The 23,046-nt window shown below is 40.7% G+C and carries 17 protein-coding genes; 10 read left to right on the top strand and 7 right to left on the bottom strand.

The features are described 5' to 3' along the window. Window positions 1-13 precede the first annotated feature (13 nt). Window positions 14-3,259 (top strand): ribonuclease E, encoded by a 3,246-nt coding sequence (gene rne, locus QMA12_RS04505; protein ID WP_290208893.1) that lies wholly within the window; start codon window positions 14-16, stop codon window positions 3,257-3,259. Window positions 3,260-3,398: 139 nt separating this feature from the next. On the opposite strand, the gene QMA12_RS04500 is transcribed toward rne, so the two are convergent. Together QMA12_RS04500 and yejK are read right to left on the bottom strand one after the other, a co-directional pair. Then, complete coding sequence (locus tag QMA12_RS04500) at window positions 3,399-4,052, bottom strand: hypothetical protein (RefSeq protein WP_290208892.1); 654 nt, start codon at window positions 4,050-4,052, stop codon at window positions 3,399-3,401. Between the two features lie 159 nt (window positions 4,053-4,211). Next, window positions 4,212-5,225: a nucleoid-associated protein YejK gene (gene yejK / locus QMA12_RS04495; protein ID WP_290208890.1), complete on the bottom strand. Its 1,014-nt coding sequence runs from the start codon at window positions 5,223-5,225 to the stop codon at window positions 4,212-4,214. 62 nt (window positions 5,226-5,287) lie between these two features. Here yejK and QMA12_RS04490 point away from each other — a divergent pair, with 62 nt between their 5' ends. From QMA12_RS04490 to QMA12_RS04465, 6 genes are all read left to right on the top strand, one after another. Further along, entirely contained in the window at window positions 5,288-5,500 is a 213-nt protein-coding gene (locus QMA12_RS04490; RefSeq protein WP_058558974.1) for a DUF1414 domain-containing protein, read from the top strand. A gap of 5 nt (window positions 5,501-5,505) precedes the next feature. After that, window positions 5,506-7,011 carry a DUF3413 domain-containing protein gene (locus tag QMA12_RS04485; RefSeq protein WP_087531866.1) on the top strand — a complete coding sequence of 502 codons (1,506 nt, stop codon included), beginning with the start codon at window positions 5,506-5,508 and terminating at the stop codon, window positions 7,009-7,011. Window positions 7,012-7,126: 115 nt separating this feature from the next. After that, window positions 7,127-7,612: a DUF4124 domain-containing protein gene (locus QMA12_RS04480; protein WP_290208888.1), complete on the top strand. Its 486-nt coding sequence runs from the start codon at window positions 7,127-7,129 to the stop codon at window positions 7,610-7,612. A gap of 86 nt (window positions 7,613-7,698) precedes the next feature. Next, entirely contained in the window at window positions 7,699-9,423 is a 1,725-nt protein-coding gene (gene aceK / locus QMA12_RS04475; RefSeq protein WP_290208886.1) for a bifunctional isocitrate dehydrogenase kinase/phosphatase, read from the top strand. A 15-nt stretch (window positions 9,424-9,438) separates the two neighbouring features. Continuing rightward, window positions 9,439-10,377 carry a LysR family transcriptional regulator gene (locus QMA12_RS04470; RefSeq protein ID WP_087531863.1) on the top strand — a complete coding sequence of 313 codons (939 nt, stop codon included), beginning with the start codon at window positions 9,439-9,441 and terminating at the stop codon, window positions 10,375-10,377. Window positions 10,378-10,545: 168 nt separating this feature from the next. Then, the gene (locus QMA12_RS04465; RefSeq protein WP_087531862.1) at window positions 10,546-10,992 is read left to right on the top strand and encodes a PA2169 family four-helix-bundle protein; all 447 of its coding nucleotides are present in this window, start codon (window positions 10,546-10,548) and stop codon (window positions 10,990-10,992) included. A gap of 68 nt (window positions 10,993-11,060) precedes the next feature. On the opposite strand, the gene QMA12_RS04460 is transcribed toward QMA12_RS04465, so the two are convergent. The 4 genes from QMA12_RS04460 to QMA12_RS04445 form a co-directional block, all read right to left on the bottom strand. Further along, window positions 11,061-13,976, bottom strand: a complete 2,916-nt coding sequence (locus QMA12_RS04460) for a TonB-dependent receptor (RefSeq protein ID WP_290209068.1) — start codon at window positions 13,974-13,976, stop codon at window positions 11,061-11,063. Between the two features lie 125 nt (window positions 13,977-14,101). Beyond that, complete coding sequence (locus QMA12_RS04455; protein WP_087531861.1) at window positions 14,102-15,178, bottom strand: FecR domain-containing protein; 1,077 nt, start codon at window positions 15,176-15,178, stop codon at window positions 14,102-14,104. After that, window positions 15,175-15,729 carry an RNA polymerase sigma factor gene (locus QMA12_RS04450; RefSeq protein WP_087531860.1) on the bottom strand — a complete coding sequence of 185 codons (555 nt, stop codon included), beginning with the start codon at window positions 15,727-15,729 and terminating at the stop codon, window positions 15,175-15,177. The genes QMA12_RS04455 and QMA12_RS04450 overlap by 4 nt, the downstream gene beginning before the upstream one ends. Window positions 15,730-15,837: 108 nt before the next feature. Next, window positions 15,838-16,734: a LysR family transcriptional regulator gene (locus tag QMA12_RS04445; RefSeq protein WP_290208882.1), complete on the bottom strand. Its 897-nt coding sequence runs from the start codon at window positions 16,732-16,734 to the stop codon at window positions 15,838-15,840. A 170-nt stretch (window positions 16,735-16,904) separates the two neighbouring features. Between QMA12_RS04445 and QMA12_RS04440 the strand changes: the two genes are divergently transcribed. Next, a complete protein-coding gene (locus QMA12_RS04440) occupies window positions 16,905-17,669 on the top strand; it encodes a haloacid dehalogenase type II (RefSeq protein WP_087531858.1) in 765 nt (254 codons plus the stop codon). A 67-nt stretch (window positions 17,670-17,736) separates the two neighbouring features. Here QMA12_RS04440 and QMA12_RS04435 read toward each other — a convergent pair whose 3' ends face one another. Next, window positions 17,737-18,336 (bottom strand): TetR/AcrR family transcriptional regulator, encoded by a 600-nt coding sequence (locus QMA12_RS04435; protein WP_290208881.1) that lies wholly within the window; start codon window positions 18,334-18,336, stop codon window positions 17,737-17,739. Between the two features lie 219 nt (window positions 18,337-18,555). On the opposite strand from QMA12_RS04435, the gene QMA12_RS04430 reads away from it, so the two are divergent. Both QMA12_RS04430 and QMA12_RS04425 read left to right on the top strand, forming a co-directional pair. Next, complete coding sequence (locus QMA12_RS04430) at window positions 18,556-19,752, top strand: efflux RND transporter periplasmic adaptor subunit (protein ID WP_290208880.1); 1,197 nt, start codon at window positions 18,556-18,558, stop codon at window positions 19,750-19,752. A gap of 14 nt (window positions 19,753-19,766) precedes the next feature. Further along, on the top strand, window positions 19,767-22,940 hold the full coding sequence (locus QMA12_RS04425; protein WP_290208879.1) for a multidrug efflux RND transporter permease subunit: 3,174 nt from the start codon (window positions 19,767-19,769) through the stop codon (window positions 22,938-22,940). Window positions 22,941-23,046: the final 106 nt, after the last annotated feature.

The raw sequence follows: 23,046 nt of genomic DNA, 5'->3' as shown, positions 1-23,046 counted from the left end.
GTAGAGTAACAATATGAAACGTATGCTAATCAATGCGACGCAGCAAGAAGAAATGCGCGTAGCACTGGTTGATGGCCAGCGCCTGTATGATTTAGATATCGAAAGCCCGGGTCACGAACAAAAAAAAGCCAATATTTATAAAGGCAAGATCACACGTATTGAACCGTCATTAGAAGCAGCCTTTGTTGATTACGGCGCTGAACGACACGGTTTCCTTCCTTTAAAAGAAATCGCTCGTACTTACTTTCCGCAAGGTTACACCTTCCAAGGTCGTCCGAACATTCGTGACGTAATAAAAGAAGGCCAAGAAGTTATCGTACAAGTTGATAAAGAAGAACGCGGCCAAAAAGGCGCGGCACTTACTACCTTTATCAGTGTTGCCGGAAGCTACTTAGTACTTATGCCGAATAACCCTCGTGCTGGCGGTATTTCACGTCGTATCGAAGGTGATGAACGTACTGAGCTAAAAGAAGCATTGAGCCGTTTAGAATTGCCTAAAGGCATGGGCTTAATTGTTCGTACAGCAGGTGTAGGTAAATCGTTTGAAGAACTAAACTACGATTTAAAAGCACTCCTTGTTCACTGGGATGCGATTCAACAAGCATCAAACAGTGGCAAAGCGCCGTTTTTAATCCACCAAGAAAGCAACGTGATTTTCCGTGCTATTCGTGATTATTTACGCCGCGACATTGGTGAGATCTTAATTGATAAGCCGCGTGTATTTGAAGAAGCTAAAGCCCATATCGAGCGTTTTCGCCCTGATTTTATGAGCCGTGTAAAACTTTATTCTGGCGAAGTGCCATTGTTTACACATTATCAGATTGAAAGCCAAATCGAATCTGCGTTCCAACGTGAAGTACGTCTGCCTTCTGGTGGCTCAATTGTGATTGACCCAACTGAAGCGCTTACTTCTATCGATATCAACTCATCAAAAGCCACTAAAGGCGGTGATATCGAAGAGACCGCACTGAACACAAACTTAGAAGCCGCAGACGAGATTGCTCGCCAATTACGTTTACGTGATTTAGGTGGTTTAATTGTTATCGACTTTATCGATATGACACCACCGCGTCATCAGCGTGAAGTAGAAAACCGCTTAAAAGATGCTGTTCGCCCAGATCGTGCCCGTGTACAAATTGGTAAAATTTCACGCTTCGGTTTACTTGAAATGTCACGTCAACGTCTTCGCCCTTCACTAGGTGAAGCAAGTCAAGGACCATGTCCTCGCTGTAGTGGTCAAGGCACTATTCGTTCAAACGAGTCAATTGCATTATCAATTCTGCGTTTAATCGAAGAAGAAGCCATTAAGGACAATACAGCGCAAGTTAACGCACAAGTGCCTGTTGCTGTTGCTGCTTACTTACTAAACGAACAGCGCCGTAGCGTACACCGTATTGAAAAACGTCATAGCTGTGATGTAGTGATCATTCCGAATCAACACATGGAAACACCGCACTACGAAGTTATGCGCTTACGTAAAGATGAAACACTTGAAACAGTGAGCTATGACCAAGTTGTAGCACCTGAACCAGAAGTGTTTGAGACATCTAAAACACCTGCTGTTGCAGTACGTGAAGAGCCAAGATTGAAAGGTGTCGTAATGCCTTCAACCCCAGCTCCTCAAGCGGCTGAAAAACCAGCTCCAACGCAACAAACAGCTGTACCTAATGCCACCGAGCAAGTAGGCCTGTTAGCAAGCATTGGTAATTGGTTTAAGTCTTTATTCGCTGACTCAAGTGAAAAGCAAGAGCCAGAGAAAAAAGAACAAAGCAACAAACCAAATACGCGTAATAACCGTAATCGTAACAACGAGGGTGATAACCGCCGTCGTAATAACCAACGTCGTCGTAATAACAACTCACGTAACAAACCACAAAATGAACGCAATGAACGCTCTACAGAGGAAGTTACTGCAGTTGATAGCAGCAACACTGAGCAAAAAGAGAACAAAAACGAGAACCGCAATAAGCGCCGTCGTAATCCGAACTCTCGTAAACGCAATGAAAACCGCAATGATGACAAAAAGCCAGCAACTCATGTTAAAGAGTCTGTAGAAAATAAAGACGCTAACGTTGAAAAAACTGAGCAAAAGCCAAAAGCACGTCGTCAACGTCGTAATATTCGCAAGAAAGTTCGTGTGCAAAATGACGAAACTACCGCTGTAGATTCAACAACTGAACAAACGCCAGTACAACAGCCTGTAAAAGCCGCTGAAGAAAAGCCTGAGGCAAAACCTGTTGTTGAAACTGAAAAAGTTGAAGCACAAACAAATGCAACTGCGGAGAAAGCAGCTGAAACAGCAAAATCAGAGCCAGTGCAAACTGCTGCTCCTGAGCAAGATGCATCAGCTGATGAAGAGCAAGGTCAAACACGTACTCGCTCACGTCGTTCACCTCGCCATTTACGCGCTGCAGGTCAACGTCGCCGTCGTCCTGAACAATGTGAAGAAGGCAGTGAAACACAAAGTACTCAGCCACCTGCGTTTATTCCAGTTGCGGATCAAGCCGCTGCAGAATATGAAGCAGAACTAAAAGCGAAATCAGAAGAAACAGCGACTGATGCATCAGAGCAAGTAGAGCAAGCACTTGCGACTGAAGATTTAGCAAAGGTTGAAGTAACTCAAGAAGCCCCAGCTGCAACTGAAGACGCACCTGCTGCAACTGAAGACGCACCTGCTGCAACTGAAGACGCACCTGCTGCAACTGAAGAAGCACCTGCTGTATCTGAAGAAGCATCTGCTGTATCTGAAGAAGCACCTGCTGCAACTGAAGAGACACCTGTTGTAACTGAAGAAGCACCTGCTGTAACTGAAGAAGCACCTGTTGCAACTGAAGAAGCACCTGCTGCAACTGAAGAAGCACCTGTTGCAACTGAAGAAGCACCTGCTGCAACTGAAGAAGCACCTGCTGCAACTGAAGAAGCACCTGTTGTAACTGAAGAAGCACCAGTTGAAGCTGAAGCAGCACCGGTTAGCACTGTAGAGACGCCTGTAGAAGCTAAAGAAGCGGCTATAGTTGAAGATACAGCTAAAGTAGCTTCTGCTAGCGTAAACACTAAAACAGTGATTACTGCTGGACATGCAAGCGCACCAATGGCACAGCCTACTCCAGTTGCTGATAGTGATATTGCTGCTCATACACCAAAAGCGATGGCACACGACCAACGAGAAGCTATCCCAGATAGCGGCTTACGTGCAGGTTCGATCAAGCCTGCTGGTCGCGCAAGCGCTGAAATGACTAAAACCATGAGTGTTGACTAACACTCTGGCTTTAGCCAAAAGTAAAATAAAAAGCCGCGTTAATGAAAATTAACGCGGCTTTTTATTAGTAGTTAAAGACTTAGATTATTCCATCTAGCTTATTTATCACAATTTTTAAGGAGCTATTGTTCAGGTTGAATTAGTGTTCCGGAGGGAAAAAATTCCAAAGTTTAAAACCAAGAATATTTTTACACCATTCTTCAAAAAGGTAGCTTGATTCACCTGTGGTGAATTTTAATGGTAGTGGATAAGTACGAATAACCTTATTAATATTCAAATCAGTGAATTCAACAAAGAAGTCATCTTTTGAATCTGTATAAAGTTTAAGTGCATCAAATTTTCTTTTAATGCATGCTTCTTTCAATTGACCATTCTCGATTATAGTGCAAACATCGATAAAAAATGTGACTTCACACTCCCCTTGCCACATTAGTTTAGGTGATTGTCTATAGCAACGTTGTGTAAACGAATACTTAGTTTCACCTGTTACCGAAAAAAACCATTGTGAAATGACTTGAAGCTGTCCGTCAATTTCATACTCAGGCATTAACAACTCAAAAACTCGAATATCTTTTAGTTCTTCGCAAAAACCTCTGAAGTACAAATTACCATCATGATTCGCTAGTAACTGCTTCATTGTTGCTTTTCGGTTTATACAGTGCTGCACCCCATTATGATTACACACTTCGATAAAACTAATTGAATGTTTTAACTCACACACAACAAACAACCCCTCAGTGAAGGAAGTATAATCATGCGGAAACATATATTGTTTTTTCTTTCTCCAAAACATCTAGCTGTGTCCTTAAGCTAATCATCTTAACTTTATGGGTTTTAATCTAAAACAAACAATCACAGTAAGAAAAAAAGCGAAGTGCCTACACTTCGCTTTAAACTACCTCAAAACAGCTTAAGACTTATCGCTTATGGCTTAAAGCTAAAACTGACAGCTCTAGTCTTCACTTTCCATAAACCGTTGCAGCTGATCTTTTAAGTTAGGCGGGATACCTTTAATAACCAGCGTATCAGTGGCTTCGTTGTAGGTTACACGTTCCCCTAAGTGCTTTCGCTCAAAGCTGATACTCACGCCGCCACCAAGGCCGGAAAATTTAACCATGCTCGTGACGGTTTTTTTATCTACTGGAAATGACTCTTCTAAATCGTAGCTTTGCTCTTTGCAAAAGCTGTCAAATGGGTTGTCGTCGCCTTTTGTAAGTGCTTGTGATAATTCACAGACATTGGCGTCTTCCCCTGTGGTTACGCAGTCATTGCAGTAATCAAACACTTGTTTGCGTAAGTCGTCTTTCTCTGACTTATCAAATTGCTGCTCAGATAAATAATCTTCAACCGCGTTAAGCATAACTTGGCTTTGCTGTTTTGGATCAATGCCTTCTTCACACCCTAAAAAGTCTAAGAAAAAGTCTGCCACTTTACGCCCTGCACGCCCTTTTATAAAAGAGATATAACGGTTGTCATCGGCTTGGGTATCCCAACCTGTTAAATCTATTCGCGCTGCTAATTGCATACGTGAAATATCTAAGTGACGTGATGAGGCTAAATCAAGCTCTGAAGTAATAGAGTAATGTTCTTTAATATTGATCATGGCAATCAACATATAATCAGTGGCAACATACTGGTAATGACAAAAAATTAAATAACCGGTTTCATTGAACGCGTACTTATTTAACTCTTCTTTCAATACTGTTGTCGCTTGCTCTGTCATGTGCCAAAAGCCAAGCTCGTCGTTGCGATAGCTTTGCATTGCTGATGCAACAACACTATTTTTATCACCACTGAAAGCACAATAGCCTTTACCTGGTTTGCCATTGTATGCGTGATGTAGTTGCTCAATAAAAACTGCAACTTTATCATTAACAGCCATTTCATCGTTGCGTAAATGGATCTGTGTATCGTCGTCTTTTTTGTCTACATAATGAACGACTAACTTTTTAACATCTATTGTCATCTTTGTTTTTCACGCCTCTGGTGTTAAAATACGAGAATATAACTCTTTTATTGAACCAACTGATGCCAATCTTATCAAAATATTCTAATGATGAAGTAGAACAAATCGTCGATCAGCTCATTGATGTGTTAACTGAGCACAATGCGCCGGTTGATTTAAGTCTTATGTGTTTAGGAAATTCTATCACGCATATCTTAAAAGAGCATGTACCAACAGGGAAAAGACAAGCCGTTGCTGATAACTTTGCCAAAGCATTAGCGCAATCGGTTAAATAACATATATGAATTTATCGCAGCACAATCAGTTTTCGTCTAAAGCGAGTCAATTACTAAGCTGGGGGCATTGGTTTACCTTTGCTAATATCGGTTTAGTCTTATTTATTAGTTTAAGCTATTTATTTGCCGACTCGCCACCGACAACAGCAATGGGTACCCTTTACATGCTGGTTACTTGGCTTAGCCACACTAGCTTTATTACCTTCATTGCATTTGTGCTGACGGTTTTTCCGCTTAGTTTAGTGTTTCCTTATCCTCGCCACATTCGTGGTATGGCAGCGGTATTAGCCACATTAGGGGCATCACTATTAACATTAGACGCCTATGTATATTTTAATTTAGGGTATCATCTAAGTAGCTCAGCGCTGCCTGAAATCGTCTCTCTGTTGTGGCACCGCCTCACAAGCTCACCAGCGCTTACAACTTTATTAGCAGGCGGGATTGTTATACTAATTTTAGCGTTCCAGCTACTCGTTAGTAATTATACCTGGCACCATTTAGCACGCTTAAAACAATATAAGTTTGGCCGTTATGCCACGTCTGTATTGGTCACTTGCTTTGCGTTAAGCCACAGTATTCATATTTGGGCTGATGCAAATCTGGAGTTTGACATAACTAAACAAGATAACGTTTTACCATTGTCATACCCTACTACCGCCAAAAGCTTACTGGCAAAAAACGATTTACTCGATATCGAAAGCTATAAACAAGCACATAACGTGAAGCTATCTAGCCAAAACATTAATTATGTTTTGCCCACACCGCTCCCACGTTGTGAAGCGAATGAAGCAGCTAACATTACAATTTTAGTATTTAATGACAATGAATTTTTAGCTGAATTTGCTAATCAGCACAGCAACTTACATCAAACAGAGCAGTTTTTACAGCCAGTAAATACCCAAGATAGCTTATTTAACTTGATTTATGGCTTACCCGCTTATTACAAACCCGCTTTGTTTACACAGCAAGCGCTTCCTGCTTGGCAAAATAAGCAGCGCAGTTTAACAATAACAGGGTTTGCAGATTTTGATTATATCAATGAGACAGCATCTAAAAACGCTGCGATTCGTATAATTAATGCAAATGATACGGACATTGAATCTCTTATATTCGATGATGCAGCCCATATTTTTGCATTCAGCTTAGCTAAAAATAGCAATGACGTAGTAACTACTTCCACTCTTTACAGTTCAGATAAAAAAATTAACCAAGTCGAAGGGCTTATTCAGCCAAGTGATATCATTGCAACTAGTATTGGTGAGTACTTAAATTGCTCGCAAATCACCAATCAAAGTATGCTGGGTGTAAACTTATACGCTAAAAAAGATGATACAGGGGTAACCTACTCACAAGGTGTGTTTATTGCTTATAAAAAAGACCGGATCACATTAATTGATTCAGACGGGAATTATAAAAACATCTCTGCAGCGCAAGGTTTTTCTATTGAGCAAGGCTTAGATATTCCGTTTTTAGTGCAAAGTATTAAAAAGTTAAAAACGTTTACTAATTAAGCTTAAGCTATGAAGCGAGGGCCACTGTAATTATTTTAAGTGGCTCTATTACATGACTTGTTATTTACCTATTTTGGGTTATATTTGTATAAGATAATTATGCAAGGAAGCTGATATGAAAACCAACCTCATCCTATTTTTATCTTTTTTACTTACCTTGCTATTTTCGGGCTATTGTATTGCCGCTAATGCGCATTACTACAAATGCACTACTGATCGTGGCACTGTATTTAGTCAATTCCCTTGTGGTTCCAATGCAACTGAGCACAAAATTAAACAAACCAATGTAGCTTTTTCGGATCCTAACGCGAACCATGTTAAAACACTTAATACGCTGGAACAACAACAAATAGTTCGTAACCTGAATGCACAAATTCGAAGTCAAAATCACCAGCTTGATATACTTTCACGCGACAGAGATCGTGCCGAATTTAATCAACAACAACGCTTAAAGCGTATTTTGAGTGACAGTGAAATAAAAAAAGTTACTAAAGATATAAAAAAACAACTCAAAGAGATTAATAAACGTTATGCTAGAGATGTTAAAAAAGTCGAAAAGCAAATAGATAAGCTTGAAAAAAAACTAAAACGTTATGAATAAGCTATTGGGTTTTACTATTATTTAGCATACTCTTAACAAGCGTAGAGTAATAACTCTATGTCGTTTTTTTAGGAGTACTCTCACACATGCACGCACACACAATTGCAGAGTTCATATTAAAGGGCTTTAAAAAGCACTATCGGTTATTTCAAAAAATCACTTCGCAAGCGCCAATAGCTTTTTCAGAGCAGGACTGGCCGCAATTACATGAAATCAGCCGTCTTAGAATTAGCCACTACGACACCCGTGTAAATGAAACCATTACACAATTAAAAGAAGCTCACCTTGCCTTAGCGAATCAATTAGATGAAGAACTCTGGCTTGAAAGTAAGCGACATTATCAACAGTTTTTACAGTTCCACCCGCAGGCTGAACTTGCTGAAACATTCTATAACTCCGTATTTTGCAGGCTATTTCATCGACGTTATTTTAATAATGATTTTATCTTTGTAGAAACCTCACTCGCTAATGCCCCAGCTTTACCAATCGAAGCTGAATATAGAAGTTTCTTTCCTGTTGTTGATGGATTAAAGCCCACGATCCGTAAAATAATAAACCAATTTGATTTTAAAGCCCCTTTTGTAAACTTAGAACGTGATATTCGCCTACTCGTAAAAGCATTTTATAATCAAGCACCAGATACCCATCACAGCGCATGGCAAATGCGTTTTGATATATTGCAAACTCCTTTTTATCGCAACAAGGCGGCTTATATTGTCGGCCGCGTTGTATCAAGCAGTGGTATACAACCCTTTATTATTCCAGTGTTGCATCATAAAGAGAAAGGCCTCTACCTAGATGCACTACTTACAAACTCCTCACAAATGCGGGTTATTTTTGGCTTTGCTCGTGCATACTTTATGGTCGAAACGCATGCCCCTTCGGCATTGGTCCGCTTTTTAAATCAGCTAATGCCAAATAAAACATTAGCTGAGCTTTACAACGCAATTGGATTTCACAAGCAAGGTAAAACAGAATTTTATCGAGAGTTTTTGACTCACCTTGCCCGCTCGAATGATGACTTTGTTATAGCGCCAGGAACCCCTGGTATGGTAATGATGGTGTTTACCCTTCCTTCATTTGGCTATGTATTTAAAGTTATTAAAGATAAATTTAGCGAGAGCAAACCATTTGGCAGAAACACCGTACTAAAACGCTACCAGCTTGTTAAAAGTCATGACCGAGTCGGTCGTATGGCTGATACCATAGAGTATTCGAACGTCGTATTTCCTTTATCCCGTTTTGACGATAACTTACTCCTACAGCTTAAAAACACTATTGGTGAGTCAATGGTTATCGAAGATGATTTAGTCATTATAAAGCACTTATATATAGAGCGACGTATGACCCCGCTGAATTTATTTTTAGAATCAGCCACTGACGAAGAAGCGGTAACAGCAATCAATGAATACGGGCAAGCGCTTAAAGAGATGATTGCAGTGAATATTTTCCCTGGTGACATGTTACTTAAAAACTTTGGGGTTAGTAATCATAATCGTATTATTTTTTATGATTATGATGAAGTGCAATACCTGACAGACATGAACTTTCGGACACTGCCTAAAGCACAAAGTTATGATGACTACTTAACTGATGAGCAAAGTTACTCTGTAGCGCCACAAGATGTATTTCCTGAGCAGTTATGTACATTTGTAATGCCAAACCCGCGTTATAAAACTATTTTTATGCAGGCACATCCAGAGCTTTTGGATGTAGGTTACTGGCAGCAGGCTCAAAAGAATATTAAAGATGGTGTAGTGAGCCATATTTATCCATATCCGAACACACAACGTTTTATTCAGCACTGGTAAACGCAAGGACACACAATGAACATCAGCAAGATAGATTTAAATTTACTGGTATATTTAGACACGCTTCTACGTGAATGCAACGTTACCCGTGCAGCAAACCAACTCAGTATCACCCAACCAGCAATGAGTAATGGCCTAAAACGGCTGCGTAATTTATTTAATGATCCTATTTTAGTACGCACCAGTGATGGCATGGTCCCGACAGAGCGCGCTATTGAATTACAGCCAGTGATCCGTGGGATTTTAATGACACTAGAGGAAACCCTCGCACCTAACAGAGAGTTTGAAGCGAGTCAGAGTAAGCGCGTGTTTAGAATTATGGCCAGTGACTATGCAGCCAGCACGCTCGCTCCACGTTTACTAAGTAAATTACATGAAGAAGCCCCAGACACCACCTTAGATATACTCACACCCAGTGATGTCACCTTCCACGATGTTGAAAATGGTAAAGTTGATATGGCCATCAATCGCTTTGAAAACTTACCTCAGTCTTTTCATCATAAGCGCATATGGAAAGACAGCTTTTGCTGCTTAGTAAAAACCGATAACCCAATCATTGAAAATTTCAGCCTTGATAGTTATTTAAAAGCACGCCACATTTGGGTCAGTAAAACCGGTTTTGGCGTCGGTGTAGGTATGGATCCTAAAGATGTGCAAAAGCTTGGCTGGGTTGATGAAGCCCTTGCCCACTTTGGCAAACATAGAAACATTGCCACATTTACCCGTAACTATCACGTTGCAATTCATTTAGCCAAAGAACAAAACTTAGTTGCTACACTGCCGTCAAAGGCTGCCAATATATATGTAGACGATCCTGGTTTAACAATTCTTGAGCCGCCTTTTCCCATCCCACCTTTTGAGTTAGATATGATATGGAGCCCATTGCTCCACCGTGATGCCAGTCATATTTGGCTTAGACAGAAAATAGCTGAAGTGGCAAATGAGTTAAAGTAAAACAATTACATAATAGCTTGTAAAATTTGCGAAGCCAGTGAGTAAGTTAAACTCATTTTTCATATAAGTTATTTTGAATCATGGTGTTAAAAACAAAAACCAAGATGGAACAGGCCTTGCTTGAAGTAAGTGACATTTAAATTCATTTAACTTAAAGAGGTCATTATTATGAATACCCATCAAGGACAAGACGCAAATCATATCACTGACATTATCCAAGTAATGAACAGCGGCATTGAATTTTATGAAAAAGCCCAAGATAAAGTTGAAGACCCTGCAATTGGCGCACTTTTTCAACGTATGATAGATGCCCGTAAAGTAAGTGTAGAAAGCTTACAACCCTATGCTATTAATGAACAAGGTGAACGCGAAGATGGTTCATCGTTTGCTGTTGAAGCACGCCGTGCGTATACATCATTAATTACTAAATTCAGCTCAGACAACGATCAAACTTACGTGAAAGAGCTTGAAGAAGTTGAAGATAAAACGCTAGAAGAAATTAAAGCCGCTATGAAAGAACCCCAGCCTCATGATTGCGAAGCTGCATTATCTAAAGTTTTACTCACAATGCAAAGCTGCCATACTGAGATGAGCCGCATGCAACAAAAGCACTAATATAATTCGGTAAGTCAAAAAAAGGGCCTTACGGCCCTTCAAAAGATAAATAACGTAGGAGAAGTTATTTAGAAACGGTATTCGGCACCTAAATAGTAATAAGCACCATTAAAGCCAAATGGTGCAGAACGACGTGAATATTCAAATACACCTGTTGAACTGACAATTGTATTGCCTGAGGCGTCTACAATTGTGCCAGATCTTGAGTTACCAATGGTGTTTTTGTCTGGGTAGACATCAAATAAGTTATTAGCACCAATATTTAATGATAGATTGTCGGTAACAAAGTAATTTATTTTTACATCTGTCAGAATTTCAGCACCGTACGTTTGGCGGCCGCCATCTTCCACAGTGTATTCACCATAACGGTTCAGTGATAGGTTCACAGTCCAATCTTCTAAACGGTAAAGCGCGCTTAAATTGACCCTATCTTGTGGTTGCCACTCTTCGATAATAGATGTTTCTTGAGCTGAAAAAACATCTTCTACCGGGATGGTTTCAAGGCCACTGCCTGCAGGGGTAAATAAGTCAACCACATCAGTTTCAGTGAAGTTAGCTGCTAAGGTGAAATCTAGCGTGCCACCAAGGCCTTCTGTGTTCCACGTTGCAACAAAATCCACACCTTGCGTTTCGGTATCAGCACCATTTAAGAAAAACTGGCCAGCACCAGCACCTGAACTAACCAGCGCAGCATCAAGCGTTGAAGATAAACCTTTACCTAAACGGTTACTGATCACGATGCGATCATCAATGTCAATTGAGTAATAATCGATAGTGACATTAATGTTATCAGTCACGTTATAAACAATACCTAGGCTGAGATTGTCTGACTTTTCTTCTTTAAGTTTTGGAATACCAATGCTTTGTGCAAGGGTACTGTCATTTCTAAATGTGCCCACTTCTTCTGCGATTAAATCTCCATTAGGGCCCACAACAAACTGCGTACTAATATTATTAAAGTACAATTGCTGCATTGAAGGTGCTCTAAAGCCTGTACTAACCGCACCTCGTAATGAAACATCATCAGTAACTGACCAGTTACCGGCAAGTTTAAAGTTTACCGTGTCACCAAAACCTTTATAGTTATCGTAACGCAATGCACCTGAAATGATCACATCATCAATTACATAAGTTTCAGCATCAACATAGAACGAAATAACATCTCTAGATTCATCTACTGATGATTCTGGCGAAGAACCACCAAAGCCTTGCGTACCACCCGCTGCATTTTCACTGCCGACACCACCACTTAGGCCATCATAAATATTAACACCATTATTGGTGTCGTAATCGCGGTATGCATATTCACTGCCTTCAAGTATTCGGTATTCATCTGTTCGCAGCTCTGCCCCCATGGCGAGTGAAAAATCATCATAATCTTTTGTGTAATCCAAGTTTAGGGTTTGCAAAGAAAGCTCCATGCCATAAGCATAAGCCTCGCGAGGAATAGTTGCGCGAATATCATCTGCACTTAGCCCTTGCTCGTAGCGTAATAAATTAGCATATGAGCCGTTGATAGTATCACTGGTGGTGTAGTCTATGCTGTTTTCACCATAGGTGTATGAAAGGTCGAGGCTTGAATCATTATCAAATTCTTTCTTAAAACCAAAGTTATATGAAATGTCGTCTATCGTGGTGTTTATTTTTGGCAAGAAACCCATCGGGATAACAGCATCACCATCTTGTAATACTGGGTTACCATCTGCATTAGCATTATGACGGAAAAACGCCGCAGACTCATTATCTCGGGTTGAATAAGTGATAAAACCATAAAGCTCACCACCCGCTAACTCGTAACCTGTGTTTACTGTTAAGGCAAACTGTTGTGAGTCAGCGTCACCAATTCTGAACGTATCTCGCGGTGCTGTGAGTTCACGTGGATCTGAAGCAAGTAAAGTACCATCGCTTAGCTCCTCACAACCGTAAAATTGACAAGAACCATGCAGGCCTGCGCGATTAGTCGGCGCACGATCGCGATAATTAATCGTGGTATTTAAATATCCATCATCACCCAGAGCAAAGCCTTTATTAAAGTCAATGTTAACGGTTTCGCCATCACCTTCTGAGTATTGACCATAGTTAATTGCCGCTTTTCCGCCCTCTTCGGCATCTTTAAGTACAATATTGATAACACCTGCAATCGCATCAGAGCCATACTGTGCGGCAGCACCATCACGTAAAACTTCGATACGTTTAATTGATGCTGCAGGAATGGCATTCATGTCTGTTCCGGCAGTACCACGCCCAACGGATGTATTAATATGAATGATACTGGCTTGGTGACGACGCTTACCATTGATAAGTACCAGCGTTTGATCTGGCCCTAAGCCACGTAACGTTGCGGGGCGAAGTGCATCTGTACCGTCACTGATTGATGAGCTAGAAAAGTTAAATGAAGGCGCAATGGCTTGTAACATCCGGCCAACTTCTGTCTGACCCGTATTTTCCAGCGCTTCTGCACTTAAGATATCAACAGGAACAGGTAAATCTTCGACCGAACGCCCTGCTACACGGCTACCAACGATAGCTATTTTTTCTATGTTCTCTTGTGCCGCTTGCTCTTGCGCATTAACGGCTTGGCTGTTTGTTGCCATTAAAAGTGGTATAACGGCTGCACTGACCCCAGAAAGCTTTTTCATGTTGTTATCATTCCTATTGATTTGTTTGAGTTTTACGCTCAGTAAACCATTTTGATCAACAACCGCATCGAGTTCAGTATTTTGCAACATCGTATAAAGTGCATCCAACTGGGTGTAATAACCAAACACTGATTGAGCTTGATATTGCTTTGCCAATTCAAATGAAAAAACCACGGTTTGTTCAGTTTGTTTTGCAAATTCAATCAGTGCTAGGTCTGCTCGTTGCGCTTTAATATCAAATTGCACCATTTGTGATTCAACAGCATTGGCATGCACATTTAGGCTACATACTAAAGGTGCTAATGCTATAAACCCACATAATGGATACGTTTGGTTACTACGCAACTTATACAAACAGTTGAGAACGAATAATCCTCTACATGCCTTTGACTTTTTATTTGTTATTTTTTTACTTTTTGTTTTCAGCATTGCTACTTTTCATGTTTTTAGTCAGAGTTTAACTCACCAACTTAACTATGATCGCCTTGTGTTAGGCTAACAATATGCTCACCTAATCGCTCATGCTCTATTGCTAAATTTGCTTGCAGGCTATCTAATAAACCTATTATATCTCCGGCTTTGAACACCCCTGCGACTTTCAGCGACGCTAGTGAAGGGTCTTTTAACTCAAATCGTGTAGCAGTATAACGACTCACTTCTTGTAATGCTTCACTCAAAGGTTCGCCGTTAAAAATTAACATGCCATGCTGCCATGCTAAATCTCGCTGCACATCATCCATAGATAATTGTTTAATTGGTTTTGTAATGCTTTCTTTAATAAGTGCTTTTTCTCCAGAGATAACAATACTGGCGTTAATTTTCTTCACTTGCTCAGTCTCATTATTAGCCTGTTGCAATCTAACAAAATCATCCGCGTTAACCGCCACACTTGGATCAGTGATCATCACTTTCCCTTCAGTAACCACCAGCTCTAAATCAGATGAGTCGTTACGCTGAACATTAAACACAGTACCCAACGCAGTGAACGATTTGTCACCCGCCATGACGCTAAAAGGCCGTGATGCATCTTTAGCGACATTGAAGCGCCCTTCACCACGACTTAAAATGAGCTGTCTGCGTCCTTGGGTATAAGCCACTTCTAATAAGCTATTAGTGTTTAATTGCACTATGGTGCTATCTGGTAATACGTAGGTTGCCTGCTCTCCCACTTTAGTGCGGTATATTTTGCTGTACTTGGCCTGATCTTGCACTGAGTTCGGGTAATAGTTGTGTCCTGCAAACATAAATGTCGCCATTAGCATCACTGCAAAAATACTTGCGGCTAATGTAAAGCGAGTATTTGAAATTGAATTTTTTGAAGGCACTTGTTTATTAGGGAATAAGCTACTTAACTCATTGAGTACACTTAGCTCATCCCACAGCTGCGCTAAATCAAATACGGCATCTTGATGTGCTTTACTTTGTTGTACCCACTGCTGGAATTGTGCTCTTTCGTCGTCATTTAAACCGCGATCCATAGCGCTGATCCATCGGCTTGCTTGCGCCTGAATAACGTCTTTAGATGAAAATTGATGAATATTGCTCATTTACCCACCCTCCTGGTAGTCGCATTTACTTGCTCGGTGCCTGTGGATACTTGCTCTTGTTGCTGCATATATTGCATCGATTTTAGCAGCCCTTTAGCTATGTGTTTCTCAACCGTACTTTCGCTTAACTTCATTTGCTGTGCAATTTCTTTTTGGCTCATGCCATAGACTTTTTTTAAAATAAAGCACTTACGTACAGGCTGGCTTAACTGTTCAGTCGCGCGGCAGAAAAGTAAAAACCGTTCTTTCGATGTTACTTCGTCTTCGAGCTGCATCGATTTTAGATGCTGCTGATAATCATCACCCGTATCAAGTGAATCGTTATGCTTATTATCCCATTTAGCTATGTGATTTAGCGCCAAGTTTTTTGCGGTTTTTAGCATGTAGCTATGGGTATATTTAATATCTTGTTTTAAATCAGCTTCATAGCTTTTCACGAAGGTTTCTTGAACAATGTCTTCAACGTCATCTGGTAATACTATGCGGGAAACAAAACGTCGTATTTGTGACGACAGCTCAACAAATGCGCTTGGTACTTTACTTTGTGCCATCCTATCACCCCATAATATTATTATTACGCTAAGGTTACGAGTTTTAGCGCTAATTACAAGATAAATTGTTAAATTATCGTTACTTTAGGGTTACCATGTTTACTCTAGCTAAGATAAGCTATTTTGGCTTACAAATAATGACTTCATAAACTCATAAAATACTTCTGTTTTACGTGTTGTTAAGCTGTTCTGTGGTTTTAAAAACCAGACTGGTGCGTCACCATCCGCTAAAATGCCAGGTAATACCTCAAGCAATGTTCCATTATCTAACTCATTTTGAATAGCTAACTTAGATTTAATTGCAATACCGTGCCCTGCAATAGCCGCTTGGGTCATATTGTCTGAGTTTGAAATAGTAAAGCGCGTCTTGGCGTTGAAATTAACTATTTTTCCCTTGTCATCTTTCAACTTTAATTGCCGCTGCCAAGGTAAGCATACCCAAAAATGTGTTTGGAGTTGCTCAAAAGACGCAGGCATACCGTATTTTTCAACATAACTTGGCGCAACACATAAAACACGATGATTATTGACTATTTTTCGTGACAGTAGCGCCGAATCATTTAACTTACCGACTCTAATTGCAATATCTTGTGCATCATCGACCACATTGACGAAATTATCAGAAATTGAAAAATCCAATTGCAAATCAGGGTATTGCTGCTCAAACGCGATTAGTTTAGGCATTACAAACTTTGAAAACACCCATGGCGGCATGGTTACTCTCAACAAGCCACTCACTGACGAACCTCGTGCACCAATACAATATTCAGCATCATGCAATGCCTCTAGAATGGTTGCCACTTTGTGATAAAACACTTTACCTGCTGGCGATAAACGAATTCGTCGGCTATCCCTAAAAACCAATACTGTCGCTAATTCACGCTCTAGTTTTGCTAACCTGTGGCTGACGGTCGCAGCTGAAAGTCCTTGTGCGCTTGCCGCTGCTAGTACGCCTTTGTTTTCGACTATTGCAATAAATGTTTCGAGATCACTCACACTATACATAAACACTCCTCAATAACATTTAATATTTTCGAATATAGCTTTTAGTTTTACAGAGTTTATTTATAAAATCCAAACATTATACTGATCAAAAGTTTTATACTAGAGGGTTTGGAAAGTTATTATCTTTAATTACTACTCCTCTGTAACTGTGACTAAAAGGCATTAAATATATGACTATTTTTAAATCGCTAACAAAACTAAGTCTATCATTAGTTCTGTTGGGCCAATTAATTGGAGGGGATGCGATGGCAGCAGAATCTGTTCAACCTAAACCTAAGGTAATTATTTTTGACGTAAATGAAACTTTACTTGATCTAAATTCAATGCGTGAATCGATTGGTGAAGCGCTTGGTGGACGAGAAGATTTACTTCCGCTTTGGTTTTCGACTATGTTACACCATTCTTTAGTAAGCACTGCAATTGGTGATTATCAAGACTTTGGCAAAATTGGCGTTGCATCATTATTAATGGTGGCACAAAACAATGATATCAAAATTAATGCTGAACAAGCTAAAACAGCTATCGTCACACCATTATTAAGCCTACCTGCTCACCCTGACGTTAAAGCAGGCTTGCAAGCTTTGAAAGACAGTGGTTATAAATTGGTCAGCTTAACTAACTCATCTAATAATGGCGTAAAAGCTCAATTTGAAAGTGCAGGTTTAACTGATTACTTTGAAGCTAGATACAGTATTGAAGATATCAAAATATATAAACCTGACCTACGAGCCTATGAATGGGCACTTAAACAATTAAACGTTAAAGCTGAAGATGCCTTAATGGTCGCAGCTCATGGTTGGGATGTAGCTGGAGCGAAGGAAGCTGGCTTACAAACTGCATTTATTGCTCGTCCTGGTAAGGCATTATACCCACTTGCACAAAAACCAGACTTTAATGTGCAAAATTTAACTGAGTTAGTCGAACTACTAAAATAACTATATTACACTGAAATAAATCAATACCCAGAGGTTGAACTTAAGGATAGGCTCAACCTCTTTTTATTTAACTTAACTTAATACCGCTAACAAAAAACCGTGAAGTCAAATCTATTAATTGCTCTAAGCGTTGTTCATCAAGAGCTGGCTTCCACATTATAACTTGCTCCCAATAGCCCATATTTTTTAATCCACCGTAAAAAAATGAAGCAGCGATATCCGCAGGCACATCGTTTAATACACCCGCTTTATGGGCTTGCTCAAACCACGTAAGTAACCCCTTCTCGCAGTCTAAAAACTTTTCTTCTAATCGTGCGGCTTGTTCTTTATCACGCATCGACTCAATGATCACAATACGCGATAAGGTTACGTAGTTTTCATCATTGCCAAGTGACAAACATACCTTTGCTAATTCTTTCAATTGCGCGTAAATACTGACATCAGCTTGATACTGGTATTTGTGTAATTGTGAGAAGCGTTCTAATAGTAATGCAACAACGTCGTCAAATAGCGCATTTTTATTCGGGTAATGTTTATATAAGGTGCGCTTTGAAACATTGGCTTGCTTGGCAATTGTTTCCATTGTAGTTCCGAGCAATCCGTATTGTGCAAATTCTTGAATCGCGGCACACAACACATCATTTTGTTTACTATTACTTGATTCCAAATCGCCCCCTATTTTAATCAATTTCTTTTTCACATTAACATTGAAAAAAGTAAACGCAAGTGTATACCCATTTAGAAAATAGGTATACACTTGCGTTTACTTAAGCTGAATATCTATCATTAATTGAACGCTATGGTTATAAATCACACAACAAACCATACTCAACCAGCTTAACTTGCTTTGAACCTATACTTATACAATTGGAACTGTGGAGTAACCATGCGTCAGCCTTTCGCACTATCGAAATTGTCATTATTTTTATTTACCTCTGCCTCGCTCTTTCTTCAAGGATGTAGTGAAGCACCTAAAGCACAACAAGCCGCTATGCATCCTGCGTCAGTATCGACCATCTTAGCAACAACAGAAGATGCGCCTTTCACTATTGAATTACCTGCGACACTGTCAGGTTCTAAAGAAGTTGAAGTAAGAGCCCGTGTAACAGGTATATTAGAATCACGTAATTTTGATGAAGGCCAAACAGTAAAAAAAGATCAGTCTTTATTTACAATCAACCTAGAACCTTATCAATTGGCCGTTGAGCGTGCGCAAGCGGCGCTTGATGGTGCAAATGCATCGCTTATCCAAGCACAGCGCGATGTTAAAAGGTTGGCAAAGCTGCGTGCAGATAAATCGGTTTCACAACGTGATTACGATAATGCCAGCTCAACACAAGATATTGCACAAACCAATTTAGCGGCTGCTAAAGTAGCGCTAAACGAAGCAAAACTTAATCTTGAATACGCTCAAGTCAAAGCGCCTGTAGCTGGGGTTATGGGCCGTGAATTTGTCTCAGAGGGCACTTATGTCTCTGGCCCTGATTTATTACTTACGCAAATCACACAACTTGACCCTGTTCGCTTACGTTTTGGTATTTCTGAGCGCGAACAATTACAAATGCGCCAAGATATGGCTAATGGCTCACTCACTCTACCTAAAAATGGTCAATGGAAAACCTCTCTCAAACTGCAAGATGGTTCACTTTATGGCCAAACCGGTGAGGTAAACTTTTCCGATGTACGTATCAACCCAAATACCGGCACCAGCGAATTACAGGCTATTATTCCCAACCCTGATTTTCAACTACGACCTGGCCAATTTGTGCGTGTTAGTTTAAATGGCGCTGTGCGTAAAAATGCCTTTGTTATTCCACAGCGTGCTGTACTTGATAATGGCACAGGCAAATTTGTTTACCTTGTCGCTAAAAATGAACAAGGTGGCACAATTGCTCGCCCTGCACCTGTAGAAGTAGGTGAATGGATCCAAAAGCCAGAAAACGAAGGCGATAAAAACTTTTGGCTGATTAAGTCAGGGCTTAATAAAGGTGACGAAGTGATCATCGATGGCATGGCGAAGATTTTCTTCCCAGGCATGCCTGTCGCGGTAAATAATGCATCAAACAGTGCGAACGCTGAATAAGCACAGGGAGTCTTATGTTTTCTCGTTATTTTATAGACAGACCCATATTTGCGTTTGTTATATCAATTGTTATTGTGCTGGCAGGCCTTGCCGCAATGCGCAGCTTGCCGGTTGCACAGTATCCTGAAATTGCCCCTCCTGTAGTACAGGTTACAGCAGCCTACCCCGGTGCGTCAGCGCAAGTACTTGAACAAACTGTCGCTGCACCGATTGAAAATGCAATTACAGGTGTTGAAGGCATGATGTATATGGCATCAACCTCAACCAGCTCAGGCGCGACCACCATTGAAGTAACCTTTGAAATTGGCACTGATATTGACCAAGCAGCTGTTAACGTTAATAATCGTGTTAAACAAGTTGAAGCCCGTTTGCCAGAAGAAACACGCCGTCAAGGTGTGGTGGTGCAAAAAGGGTCTTCAAGCTTTTTACAAGTTCACGCGTTTTACTCACCCGATGGCAGTCGAGATAGTTTATGGACGTCAAATTACGTTACCCTCAATATATTGGATCGCATAAAACGTATTCCAGGTACCACCAGCGTACAAATATTTGGGGCGAAAGATTACGCGATGCGTATTTGGTTACGCCCAGATGTGATGAGCCAACTCGGTGTGACCGTTGAAGAAGTCGCTGGCGCAATTCGTAGCCAAAACTCGCAATATGCTGCGGGCTCTATTGGTGCAACGCCAACCTCACAATCAGCGCAAGAGCTTGTCTACAGTGTTACGGCCCAAGGGCGCTTATCGGAGCCTGAACAATTTGAAGAAATTATTATCCGTTCAAATATTGACGGCAGTAGTTTACGCTTAAAAGATATTGCTCGCGTTGAGCTTGGCTCAAAAGATTATAACTTTAGTGGTACAATTAATGGCAAAGAAGCTGTTTTATTAGGCATATTTTTACAACCGGGTGCTAATGCGCTAGATGTTGCTGCTGAAGTAAACGGTGTACTTGCTGAGATTAAACAGCAATTTCCAACCGGACTTGCTCATTTAAATTCATACGACACCACACGCTTTGTTGAAGTATCTATTCGAGAAGTGGTCATCACCCTCATCGAAGCCATGATCTTAGTGTTTTTGGTGGTGTATCTATTTTTACAAAACTGGCGTGCAACGCTTATTCCTACATTAGCAGTACCCGTGTCATTACTTGGCACCTTTGCTGGCATGTACATGCTGGGCTACTCAATCAACTCGCTGACATTATTTGGTATGGTGTTATCAATTGGTATTGTTGTTGATGATGCGATAGTTGTGCTCGAAAACGTTGAACGAATTATGCACGAAGAGCATGTAAGTGCTCATGAAGCAGCCATTAAAGCAATGAAAGAGGTATCTGGGCCTGTTGTCGCCATTGTATTGGTGCTTTGCTCTGTATTTGTGCCCATTGCATTTTTAGGTGGTCTCACAGGTGAACTGTTCCGCCAATTTGCAATCACCATTTCAATTGCAGTGAGTTTATCTGGTGTTGTTGCACTAACAATGACTCCTGCTTTGTGTGTACTTATTTTGAAACAAGAGCACAAACAAACCGCACGCTTCTTTTTATGGTTTAATCGAGTCTTTACGCAAATAACCAGTAAATACGTTGGTACTGTTGGCTTTATGGTTCGTCGCGGTGCACTGGGTTTGCTATTAATGATAGGTATGGTCTCTATCACTATTGGGCTTTGGAAAAACACCCCTAGCTCCCTCGTGCCAGATGAAGATCAAGGCTATTACATTTCGGCTATCTTCTTACCCGACGGTTCTTCCCTTGAGCGCACTGAAGAAGTGGTTAAGCAAGTCGTTGCAGCGGTGCAATCAAACCCTGCAAATGAAAATGTTGTCGCATTTACCGGTTTTGATTTTATTGGTGGTGGCTATAAAAATAGTGCGGCAACCTTATTTGTTACGCAAAAACACTGGGATGAACGTGAAATAGATACTAAAAGCTTGGTTAATGAGCTATTTATGAAAACCGCTCATATAAACGAAGCACTGGTACTGGCTTTTAACCCACCCGCTATTTTTGGTTTAGGAAACACCGGTGGTTTTGAGTTTTATATTCAAAACAAAGGCGCTGGTGGCCCCGAGAAACTGCAACAAGCCATGGGATTAATGATGGCAGAAGCGCAGAAAAGCCCAGTTCTAAGTGGCTTACAGACACTTTGGCGCCCTAATGCGCCACAGTTAAAAGTGGATGTTGATCGTGAACAAGCCCGTGCCATGGGTATTGAAATTGACGATGCTTTCACTGCTCTTGCCGGTACGCTAGGCACTTACTACGTTAATGACTTCAATAAATTTGGACGAGCATGGCAAGTACTTATGTCTGCTGAAGCTGAGTTTAGAATGAAACCCGACGACATCGGCCGTATTTATGTTAAAAATAGCCAAGGCACTATGGTGCCCATGTCTGCGTTTACTAATATAGAATTTAGTCGTGGTCCTGAAAGCCTAAACCGTTATAACAACCTTTCAGCGGTTAAGTTATTGGGTAATGCAGCACCAGGTTACAGCTCAGGGCAAGCTATTTCCGAAGTGGAGCGTATTGCAAAAGCCGTACTTCCACCAGACATGACTTACGATTGGACTGGCTCTGCCTACCAAGAAAAACGCAGCTCGGGCACAACCGGTATTGCGCTTGGTCTTGCTGTGATCATGGTGTTCTTAATTCTTGCTGCGCTTTATGAGCGTTGGTCACTGCCATTATCAGTAATGCTGGCTCTGCCTTTTGGTACCTTTGGCGCGCTAGTGTCCATTTGGTTGGTAGGCATGACTAACGATGTGTATTTCCAAATTGGTTTGGTTACTTTACTTGGTCTTGCCAGTAAAAATGCCATTTTGATAGTTGAATATGCCTTAATGAAACACCAGCAAGGTTGGAGTGCAAGTGCGGCAGCACTTGAAGCAGCGCGTCTTAGATTTAGGCCTATCATAATGACATCACTGGCGTTTATATTAGGTGTTGTGCCATTAGTGCTGAGCTCAGGTGCGGGTGCAGGTGCACGTCATAGCGTTGGTACGGGTGTTATGGGTGGTATGATGGCTGCAACCTTCTTAGCAGTATTCTTTGTTCCTTTGTTTTTCTACTGGCTGACAGATCGTAAACTCAGTGAAAAACGCTCCCGTAATGAACTGGCGGATGAAATAGCCGCGCATCATAAACGCGAAAACGTAGATACCACTGAAGGTAATTTATAACCATTAACCTTTAAAAAATTAAGGGCAAACATAGGTTTGCCCTTTTTTATAACAGTTACATCACTAGCAATTTAAGCTTGTCAGCGCTACTATTAGTAAACGCGCG

Origin of the sequence: Pseudoalteromonas sp. APC 3893 (genome assembly GCF_030408095.1) — a bacterium.
In the GTDB taxonomy this organism is placed as follows: Bacteria; Pseudomonadota; Gammaproteobacteria; order Enterobacterales; family Alteromonadaceae; genus Pseudoalteromonas.
Note: the sequence above shows the minus strand (reverse complement) of the source record. Positions and strands in the feature narration are given on the sequence as shown.

Excerpts from the sequence above, each read along its gene's own strand:
- QMA12_RS04470 (WP_087531863.1), top strand. The coding sequence starts at position 9,439 with ATGAACATCAGCAAGATAGATTTAAATTTACTGGTATATTTAGACACG.
- QMA12_RS04465 (WP_087531862.1), top strand. The coding sequence starts at position 10,546 with ATGAATACCCATCAAGGACAAGACGCAAATCATATCACTGACATTATC.
- QMA12_RS04485 (WP_087531866.1), top strand. The coding sequence starts at position 5,506 with ATGAATTTATCGCAGCACAATCAGTTTTCGTCTAAAGCGAGTCAATTA.
- yejK (WP_290208890.1), bottom strand. The coding sequence starts at position 5,225 with ATGACAATAGATGTTAAAAAGTTAGTCGTTCATTATGTAGACAAAAAA.
- QMA12_RS04450 (WP_087531860.1), bottom strand. The coding sequence starts at position 15,729 with ATGGCACAAAGTAAAGTACCAAGCGCATTTGTTGAGCTGTCGTCACAA.
- QMA12_RS04490 (WP_058558974.1), top strand. The coding sequence starts at position 5,288 with ATGCCAATCTTATCAAAATATTCTAATGATGAAGTAGAACAAATCGTC.
- QMA12_RS04425 (WP_290208879.1), top strand. The coding sequence starts at position 19,767 with ATGTTTTCTCGTTATTTTATAGACAGACCCATATTTGCGTTTGTTATA.
- QMA12_RS04455 (WP_087531861.1), bottom strand. The coding sequence starts at position 15,178 with ATGAGCAATATTCATCAATTTTCATCTAAAGACGTTATTCAGGCGCAA.
- QMA12_RS04500 (WP_290208892.1), bottom strand. The coding sequence starts at position 4,052 with ATGTTTTGGAGAAAGAAAAAACAATATATGTTTCCGCATGATTATACT.
- aceK (WP_290208886.1), top strand. The coding sequence starts at position 7,699 with ATGCACGCACACACAATTGCAGAGTTCATATTAAAGGGCTTTAAAAAG.
- rne (WP_290208893.1), top strand. The coding sequence starts at position 14 with ATGAAACGTATGCTAATCAATGCGACGCAGCAAGAAGAAATGCGCGTA.
- QMA12_RS04445 (WP_290208882.1), bottom strand. The coding sequence starts at position 16,734 with ATGTATAGTGTGAGTGATCTCGAAACATTTATTGCAATAGTCGAAAAC.
- QMA12_RS04480 (WP_290208888.1), top strand. The coding sequence starts at position 7,127 with ATGAAAACCAACCTCATCCTATTTTTATCTTTTTTACTTACCTTGCTA.
- QMA12_RS04440 (WP_087531858.1), top strand. The coding sequence starts at position 16,905 with ATGACTATTTTTAAATCGCTAACAAAACTAAGTCTATCATTAGTTCTG.
- QMA12_RS04430 (WP_290208880.1), top strand. The coding sequence starts at position 18,556 with ATGCGTCAGCCTTTCGCACTATCGAAATTGTCATTATTTTTATTTACC.